This is a genomic window from uncultured Sphingomonas sp. (assembly GCF_964237155.1).
Taxonomy (GTDB): domain Bacteria; phylum Pseudomonadota; class Alphaproteobacteria; order Sphingomonadales; family Sphingomonadaceae; genus Sphingomonas.
The window spans coordinates 1-8,588 of sequence record NZ_CAXSHH010000089.1 but is presented as its reverse complement, the minus strand read 5'-3'; the positions used below and the strand labels follow the sequence as shown (position 1 = coordinate 8,588).

Below are 8,588 nucleotides of genomic sequence, written 5' to 3'. Positions count from 1 at the left end.
CCAGCGCCCCGCCGAGCGCCGCGCCGCGCAGCAACCCGGCCGCGACCGGCGCGACGGGGCCGATCGCGGCGAGCGCGGCGCCCGCGGCCAGGCCGCAGGCGAGGAGGGCGGCCATGAGGATGCCGACGATGCCCACGCGGCTATCCGCGCGCGAGCCTGCGCGCGGCGATCGCGCCGACGGCGCGACCCTGCGCCGCGCGCAACCAGGTCGCCAGCGACCAGCCGGGAACCGGCGCCGCGCGGACGCGGTCGACCAGGCGTTCGACGGAGCAGGGCAGTCCGGTCACCGGATCCAGGTAGCGCGGGTAGCGGATCAGCGTCCCCGCCACCAGCGCATCGAGCGACAGCCGGCGCGTACGCCTGGGCGGTGCCGCTCCCAAATCGCGCGTCAGTCCCCAGCCCGCGAAGAAGGGCAGGCCGTGCGTCGTCACGTCGCGGCCGCGCAGCAACGCCTCGAACCCAGTCAGCGAGGTCAGCACATGGACGCCGTCCACCTGGGCGAGCAGGTCGGGCATCCCCTGCCCCCGGACGACCCGGTCGGCGTACCCGAGCGCCGCCGAGTCGGATACCGCCCCCCGTCGGTGCCCGGCATCGACGTCGGGGTGCGGCCGGTACCAGATCTCGGCGTCCGGCTCGCGCGCGCGCGCGCGGGCGAGGAGGTCGAGGTTGCCGTCCACCCCCACGCCGCCGAGCCGGACGGACAGGTCGTCCCCCACCTGTCCCGGCACCAGCACCAGCCGCCGGTCGCCGAGTCGGGGCGGCAGCGGCGCGCGCGCGCCCCCGCCATATTTGGCCACGCCTCCCGCGACGATCGCTCGGCGCAGCGCGGCGGCGCGCGCGAGCAGCGCGGGCGTCGGGTCGGTCGTCTCGAGCAGGCGCTCCAAGTCGCTCGCGAGGCCGGGATCGTAATGGACGCCGCTTTCGTCCACCGCCAGCGAGTAAGGGGGGTGCAGGCCGCTTCCCAACCCGACCGAGCGGATGAAGCCGTCCTCGACGGTCGTCACCGCAACGCCCGCGGCGCGCGCGCGCGCGCGCAGAGCCGCGGGCTCGCGCGACGGCCAGACGGCAACCGCGCCCGCGCCGCGCGCCGCGTCCACCGCGCGCGCAGCGTCGGCGTGGAAGCGCAGCGGCCGGTCGCGCGGCGCCCAAGTCATGCGGGCGACCTCCCGCCGCTTCCAGCGCGCGATCCCGACCATCGCCGCGATCCGATGATTGTCCCGGATGGACGCGCGCCAGTCGGCGAGGACCGCGACCGCCTCCTCGATCGTGGCGGCGGTGCCCGTGAACGGGTCGCGGTAGGCGACGTCACCGACGAGCGCGCGGACCACGGCGGCGACGTCGACCCGTCCGCCCCGCCCGAACCGACCCTCGCCAAATAGCCGCACGGGCGCGCCAGCGATCGTCGCCAGCGCCGCGATTTCGTGATCGGCGTCCGCAAGGACGACCACGTCGCCCTCCAGCAGCGACCAGGGATCCGCCGGGCGGGCGACGGGGCCGGGGTCGGGCGGCCCGCCATCCAGTCCGCGCGGTTCGCGACCGGACTCCTCGGCGAGCATCGCGCGGCGCTGGTCGGCGTCCCTGGGGGCGAACACCGCCGAGCGCGCCGGGGCGGGGCCGGCGGGCACGCGCCAGAACGCGCCGCCGACGCGCGCCGCGCGGACGAGCGCGAACAGTTTGCCCGGATCGACGGCGGGGCCGGACGCCGCCTCGGGCCCGGGCGCGCTCACCGCCGCCGCAACCTCGGAAAGCCAGGGGAAAGGCGGCGACCGCAGCAGCGGCGGCGGACGGCGGTTCACGAGGGGTCGGCGGGCGCGCCGGGCCGCTTCGGACCCACATCGCGCCAAGGCTGCCCGACCAAGCACCGGAAACGGTCGCGCAACCCCCACATCAGCGGTGCGCGGCGCGGGCCGATCGGGCCGACGCCGAATAGGTCGAACCCCGTCCAGGGCAGAAACGGGTTGCGGCGGCCGTACGCCCAGATCTCGATTCGCGTCGCAGGCCGCGCCGATCGCCCGCGCGCGTGAAAGCCTGACGTGTCGGCGACCACCAGCGTGTTGGCGGAGACGGCGAAGGCGCGCGGCGGCGGCAACCCGAGCGCGCGCAACTCGTCCTCCGCGATCCTGAGCGACCCGCGCGAGGACAGACGGTCGGGTCCGCCGCCGATGCCCAGGCTCCGCGCCCGCTCCCAGGCGATCCGCCGCCCGGTCATCCGGTGCGATCCGGGCACATAGACGAACGGACCCCCGTCGGCTGCGACGTCGGTCAAGAACAGCCACGCCTTGACCGTGGCGTGGAACGTGTCGGCGTGGAGGGCGGTCTGCGGATCGGGCGCGTCATCCGTCACCTGCGACAGTATCGTCTGGATGTAGGTGACGGGCTCGGCGTCATGGCTGCCGGCATACCGGATCAGCCCGCGCCAGCGCGGCTCGGCGAGCAGCGCTCGCGCCGCGGGCATCGCCCGGAGCGCGGCGGGATCTAGCGCGATGCGCCGGGTGACCGTGTCGCCCTGCCGCATCTCGCGCGCGGGGCCGACGAAGCCCAGCGCCTGCTCGCGCAAGGCCGCAAAGGCGGCGGGCGGCAGGAAATCCCGCTTCAGCACGAACCCGTCGCGGTCGAACGCTTCGGCGTCGGCTGAACCGACCAGGGCGCGCAGGCGGGCACGGCGGCGGGCGGCCATCGCCGCGGCGAGCCGGACACGCGCGCCGTGCAGCCCCCAGCGGTTGAGCCGCGGGGAGCCGATCACCGGATTGTCGCCGAACGACTTGGCCCCCGTCGCGACCGACGCGATCCACCAGGGCAGAAGCAGGATTTGCGCCGGTCTCATGCGCCTGGCTATCCGGTAGCGGGCTTACCGGTGCAAGCGGGAAAGGGTCAGGGCCGCTCGTCCCACCCGTCGATCCGCCACGCGCCGCCCGCGAACACCAGCCGTCCGCACGCCCCCGTGCGCAGCTTGAACGACGGCAGCGCCCGCGCGTCGGCCGCGAGCTCGGCCGTGGCGAGCAGCGCGAAGCGCGCCGCGCCGTTGCTGGTCACCATCAGCGCGGTTCCCTCCGCCGCGCTCCGCCGCGCGAGGAAGCCGCGCCAGGCGGCCAGCCGCGCGGGGCCGTCCACCACCCAACCGGGCGGCGGAACGGCGTCCCGGTCCCAGGCGGCGAGCGTCCCCGCGCCGATCCGGGCGACGACCTCGACCTCCGGCCGATCCTCGTCGCGGCCGTGATCGATCTCGGCCAGCCACGACGCCGTCCGAGGCACCGGATCGATGTCCGCGACCAGCGCGGCGGCGGTCTCGCGCGTGCGGCGGAGCGGCGACGTCCACGCCTCGTCGAACGTCGTCTCCCCGGCGGCGAGGCGCGCGCGGAGCCGACCGGCCTGCGCGCGGCCCTCGGCCGTCAGCGGCGGGTCGCTGCGTGCGCCGATCCGCCGCACCGGCTCGCCGGGCGCGAACGTGTCGCCGTGGCGGACGACTAGCACGATCGTCATGCGTCGAAGGGATCGCCGTGCGTGGCGATCAGCGCCTCGGCGCGGGCGACGTCGGCGGGCGTGTCGATCCCGGTCGCGGGGAAGATCGACGCCGCGACGGGAACCGCGCGGATTGTCATGCCAAGCTCCAGGAAGCGCAGCTGCTCCAATCCTTCCAGCCGCTCGTGGAACGACGATGGCGCGGCCTCGAACCGCGCGAGCGCGTCGACGCGGTAGGCGTACAGGCCGACATGCTGGTGAACGGGCGACGGCCCGCCCAGCGCGCGCAACGCCTCCTCGTCGCGGATCGCGGGCAGCACCTGCTTGGAGAACCAGAGCGCGCGGCGGTCCGGTCCGACGATGCAGGTCGTGCCGCTGAAGGGGGCGGCGCGCTTGTGCGCGCGCAGTGCGTCCAGCTCGTCCCAGCCGAGCCGGACGACGGGCGTCGCGACCGCGCCCGCCTCCATTTCCGCCTCCGTTCCCGCGCCCGCCCGGATCGCCGCCAGCAAGGCCGCCACCGTCGCTGGCGGCGTGAACGGGGCGTCGCCCTGCAGGTTCACCAGCCGTTCGGCGTGCGGCGCGGCGGCGCGGACGGCCGCCAGCGCCCGGCCCGATCCGGTGGTGATGGCGGGGGAGGTCACCGCGACCTCAACGCCCAGCGCGCGCGCGTGCGCCGCGACGCGCTCGTCGTCCGTCGCGACGAGCAACCGGGCACCCCCCGCCAGCGCAGCGCCGCGTCTGGCCACCTCGACCACGCGCGACAGCAGCGTCCGGCCGGCGACGGCGAGCAGCGGCTTGCCCGGCAGCCGCGTCGACCCCCAGCGCGCCGGGACGACGAGGAGGTCGCGCTCCACCGCGCGGGCGCTCAGCCCACGCCGATCCGCAGCACGTCGTGCAGGTGGATCGCGCCCGCCAGCCGCCCCTCCTCGCACACGAACAGCACGGACACCGCGTTCTCGTTCATGATCCGGAGCGCTTCGGCGGTCAGCGTGCCGGGCGGCACGGACAACGGCGTCGGGCTCATATGCGCGTCGATCCGGTCGCCCAGCGCACCCGTCGCGAAGCAGCGGCGCAGGTCGCCGTCGGTGAACGCCCCGATCAGGGTGCCCTGCGCGTCCACCACCGCGGTGGCGCCGTACCGCTTGCGGCTCATCTCGATGGCGGCGTCGGTGATCGTCGCGGTCGCGCCGACCACGGGCATGGCGTCGCCGCGGCCCATCAGCTGGTCCACCACCGCGAGCCTGGCGCCCAGCCGCCCGCCCGGGTGGAGGACCAGGAAATCGGACGCGGTGAACTCGCGCCGCTCGACGAGCGCGATCGCCAGCGCGTCGCCGAACACGACCTGGACGGTGGTCGACGAGGTGGGGGCGAGCTGGTTGGGGCAGGCCTCGACCACGGCGGGCAGCTCCAGGCGGATGTCGGCCGCGCGGCCCGCGCTGCTGTCCCCGACCGATGTCACGACGATCAGCGTGTTGCCGAACCGGACGCAGTGATTGATGATGTCGCCGAGCTCCGCCGTCTCGCCCGACCAGGTGAGCGCCAGCACGACGTCGCCGGGCGCGACCATCCCCAGATCGCCGTGGCTTGCGTCGGCTGGGTGGAGGAACAGCGACGGCGTGCCGGTGGAGGTCATCGTGGCGGCGATCTTGCGCGCGATCAGGCCGCTCTTGCCCATGCCTGTCACGATCACGCGCCCCGACCGCCGGACGATCGCCGCCACCGCCGCCTCGAAGGCGTCCCGCAACTCCGAATGCTCCAGCGCCGCCCCCAACGCCGCCACCGCCTCCTGCTCGATCCGGACGGTTCGGAGCACGGAGGCGAGCGCCCCCCGCCCCCTTGCCAGCTTCAACAACGCCCTGTCTCCTCGAACTCGCTCGCCCGTCCTAGACGCGTCCGTCTGGCCGGTCCAGATCGCCGAGTCGGACGGCGTGAATCGACACGGAGCCGGCCAGGGCGAAAGCGCGGTCGCACCTCGTATAACAGGAGCCGCCCATGATCGTCGTTACCGAAGCCACCGGCCACCTCGGACGCGCGATCATCCGACGGCTCGCCCGCCGCATCCCCGCCGCGAGGATCGGCACCGGCGTGCGCGATCCGGGAAAGGCCGGACGTACGCGACGGTCGCCTCCCTTCTCCATGATGGCCGTCGCCCGCACAAAGCCCGCGACGTCCCGGCGATGCAGATCGTCAAGCAGATGAGTTCATGAGAACAGGGTCGCCGAGTGATTACGCGAGAACGGTGCCGCATCCCCGAAACGTGATTTGAGCAGATCGGACCGTCTGCGGAGTTGCGCCACAGGAGGTGTTCCGACAGCGGGTTGAACAGCTTCTAGAGGCGGGGTGGAGCGCTTTGAACCACGAGATCGGACGGCGGCGCCGCGGGTCGGGTACCCCAGGCTGAACGAAGGGCCGGTTATGCAAGTCGGCGCTCCGAAGCAGCTATTCCGCTCTCCACCAATTCGCCATGCCGGTCTATCGATCTCTCCAAGCGCAAAATGATGATTGGCACGTCCAAGACCGTACGTAGAGCGTCGGCGCAGATGCCGACGCGGCACATGGCGATCTGATGCAGGCCTTGTCGATGCTCCGCGACAAGGTGGTGTCCACCGCATAATTGTGGCTGGTCGCAGCAAGTCGATCTAGGCATCGTGGACAAAGCTTGATCTTCGATTTCGGGGTTGATTCAAGGCTGTCTTTTGGAGGCGGCGTTGGGCGAGCGGATTGGGGTGTCGGATGACGAGTGGGCGCTGATCGGGCCGTTGCTGCCAGCCGAGCGTGGCCGGGGTTGCCGGCCTGCGGGCGACAACCGGCGCTACTTCGAGGGCATGGTCTGGATGGCGCGGACCGGGGCGCAATGGCGGCATCTGCCGGATGAGCACGGCAAGTGGAACAGCGTGTTCCGGCGCTATCGGCGCTGGGTCTCGACCGGCGTGTTCGACGCCATGTTGGAGAGCTTTGCCGAGGCGGTCGAGCGCGACACCAGTGCCGACATGATCGACAGCACGGTGGTCCGGGCGCATCACTGCGCGGTCGGGCTAAAAAAGGGGATCAGGCCGCCCAGGGGCTTGGCTGGTCGCGGGGTGGCTTCACCACAAAGCTCCACGCGCGGTGTGACGGACAGGGCCGGCCGCTCTGCTTTGTCCTGACGCCGGGCCAGGCGCATGACGTACAGGGCTTCGGGCCGCTGTTCCGGAGGCTGGCCGAGCGGGTCGAGGCGCTGCTCGCCGACAAGGGCTACGACGCCGACGCCATCCGCGACACGCTCGCACACGCCGATGTCGAAGCGGTCATGCCCGCCAAGCGCAACCGCCGGACCTCGATCCCGCACGACCGCAAGAAGTACCGTTGGCGCAACCTGATCGAGCGTCTGTTCAATAAGCTCAAGAACTGGCGGCGCGTCGCCACCCGTTACGACAAAACCGCAGAGTCATACCTCGGCTTCGTGGCGCTCGCCTCAGTCAAGCTATGGCTGCCCTTTGTCCACGATGCCTAAAAGGCCGGTTGGTTCAACAGATTAGAGCCGTTTGTGATCTGACGGAGTCATTAGGGATTCCCAAGGCGTTGGAGTTCTGATTCAACCTGCTGGTTGTTGGGAGGTCGGCATGAATGACCAGAGCATATTCTCAGGACTTACGGGACCGTGTGATCGCTGCCGTTGAGGATGAAGGTTTGTCACGGCGCGAGGCGGCGCGACGCTATCGGATCAGCGATGCGGCAGCGGTGCGGTGGCTTCAGGCGCTGCGGCAAGGTCGGCGCGGTGCGCTGTCGCAGGGCGGCGACCGGCGCTCTCGCTTGTCGGGGCATCGGACCTGGCTCTTGGCGCTGATCGAGGCGGAACCGGACCTGACGCTGCTCGCGATCGCCGAACGACTGCTGGCGGCGCACGGGGTCAAGGCGGATGCGGGGATGCTGAGCCGGTTCTTCACGGGCAACGGGATCAGCTTCAAAAAAAAGCGTCTACGCGACCGAGCAGCTCCGGCCTGACGTGGTCGCGCGGCGCGCAGCATGGCGGGCGATGCAGCCCGTCCTTAGCGCCAAGCGGCTGATCTTCCTCGACGAGACCAGCGTCACCACCAACATGGCACGGCGCTACGGGCGCGGGCCGCGCGGGAAGCGGGTCCGCGGATATGCCCCGGCTGGGCACTGGAAGATCACAACCTTCCTCGCAGGACTCGCCACCGATGGGACCGTCGCCCCCTTCGTCGTCGATGAGCCGATGAACCGCGCGATCTTCACCCAGTATGTCCGCCAGTATCTCGTCCCCGAACTCAACCCAGGCGACGTCGTGATCCTCGACAACCTGTCCAGCCATAAAGGCGCGGAAGCGGCGGCGCTGGTCGAGGCGTGCGGCGCAACGCTGCTCTTCCTGCCGCCTTACAGCCCCGATCTGAACCCCATCGAAATGGTCTTCGCCAAGCTCAAGCACCTGCTGCGAAAGGCTGGTGAACGTACCCGCGAAGGCCTGTGGAACCGCATCGGCTCGCTCCTCGACGACTTCCCACCGCACCAATGCACAAACTACTTCAGACATGCCGGATATGATGCGGTGTGATCGCAAACGGCTCTAGAAGACGCGTTCAGTACCGAGTCCAACCTTACCCAGCCCCGCAACCGGCATATTCTGCGTTGGTCAACCAGCCGCGCGATCAAGGCACAGTGTATCTGAGCATACTGGAGGATCGTGCTGGAGCGGGCGAAGGAATTCGAACCCTCGACCCCAACCTTGGCAACTTTCTCCAGACCCGTTGCTAGTCAGCCCGCGCCACGGGCGTTTAACACCCAAACCATTAGGGTGCCCTGTGATTCAGGCAGCTTCAGCCTACTCTAAAGCCCCCTTCAATTCGCCTGAGTTGGACACATTCTGCTTACCCTATGCTTACCTAACTGGTAAGCTCCAGTCGGGTAAGCAGAGGAGGCGGTGATGGTCAAGCTCACCAAACGGTTCGTCGACACGCTCAAGCCAGCACCTGACCAGGACGTCGTCCTCTGGAATAGCGAGCTACGTGGGTTTGGCCTCCGACTGAAATCTAGCGGCACCATCTCCTACCTGATTCAATATCGGAACGCCGATGGTCGCATTGGGAGACGAGCGGGCGTCAGCAGACGGATGTTGCGCGTGAGCTGGGGAT

The 8,588-nt window shown here is 70.8% G+C and carries 7 protein-coding genes and 2 pseudogenes; 4 read left to right on the top strand and 5 right to left on the bottom strand.

Annotation, left to right across the window (positions count from 1 at the left end):
• Positions 1-140: 140 nt before the first annotated feature.
• The 5 genes from ACFE71_RS13735 to ACFE71_RS13715 all read right to left on the bottom strand — a co-directional run bounded on the left by ACFE71_RS13735 (position 141) and on the right by ACFE71_RS13715 (position 5,308).
• A complete protein-coding gene (locus ACFE71_RS13735) occupies positions 141-1,727 on the bottom strand; it encodes a beta-3-deoxy-D-manno-oct-2-ulosonic acid transferase (protein WP_375429340.1) in 1,587 nt (528 codons plus the stop codon).
• A gap of 65 nt (positions 1,728-1,792) precedes the next feature.
• The gene (locus ACFE71_RS13730; protein ID WP_375429339.1) at positions 1,793-2,824 is read right to left on the bottom strand and encodes a phytanoyl-CoA dioxygenase family protein; all 1,032 of its coding nucleotides are present in this window, start codon (positions 2,822-2,824) and stop codon (positions 1,793-1,795) included.
• Between the two features lie 47 nt (positions 2,825-2,871).
• A complete protein-coding gene (locus ACFE71_RS13725) occupies positions 2,872-3,480 on the bottom strand; it encodes a histidine phosphatase family protein (protein ID WP_375429338.1) in 609 nt (202 codons plus the stop codon).
• Positions 3,477-4,313, bottom strand: a complete 837-nt coding sequence (kdsB, locus tag ACFE71_RS13720; protein WP_375429337.1) for a 3-deoxy-manno-octulosonate cytidylyltransferase — start codon at positions 4,311-4,313, stop codon at positions 3,477-3,479. Before kdsB ends, ACFE71_RS13725 begins: the two co-directional genes overlap by 4 nt.
• A gap of 11 nt (positions 4,314-4,324) precedes the next feature.
• Positions 4,325-5,308: an SIS domain-containing protein gene (locus ACFE71_RS13715; protein WP_375429336.1), complete on the bottom strand. Its 984-nt coding sequence runs from the start codon at positions 5,306-5,308 to the stop codon at positions 4,325-4,327.
• Positions 5,309-6,185: 877 nt separating this feature from the next.
• Between ACFE71_RS13715 and ACFE71_RS13710 the strand changes: the two are divergent.
• From ACFE71_RS13710 to ACFE71_RS13695, 4 genes and pseudogenes are all read left to right on the top strand, one after another.
• Positions 6,186-6,344: pseudogene (locus ACFE71_RS13710) on the top strand (transposase); the annotation flags it as partial.
• Entirely contained in the window at positions 6,344-6,952 is a 609-nt protein-coding gene (locus ACFE71_RS13705; RefSeq protein WP_375429335.1) for an IS5 family transposase, read from the top strand. The pseudogene ACFE71_RS13710 and the gene ACFE71_RS13705, both read left to right, overlap by 1 nt.
• A gap of 113 nt (positions 6,953-7,065) precedes the next feature.
• Positions 7,066-8,011, top strand: a protein-coding gene (locus ACFE71_RS13700; RefSeq protein ID WP_375429334.1) for an IS630 family transposase whose coding sequence is annotated in 2 segments (ribosomal slippage) — positions 7,066-7,403 and positions 7,402-8,011 — 948 coding nt in all. Because the reading frame shifts where the segments join, the coding sequence is not laid out codon by codon here.
• A gap of 369 nt (positions 8,012-8,380) precedes the next feature.
• Positions 8,381-8,588: pseudogene (locus ACFE71_RS13695) on the top strand (hypothetical protein); the annotation flags it as partial.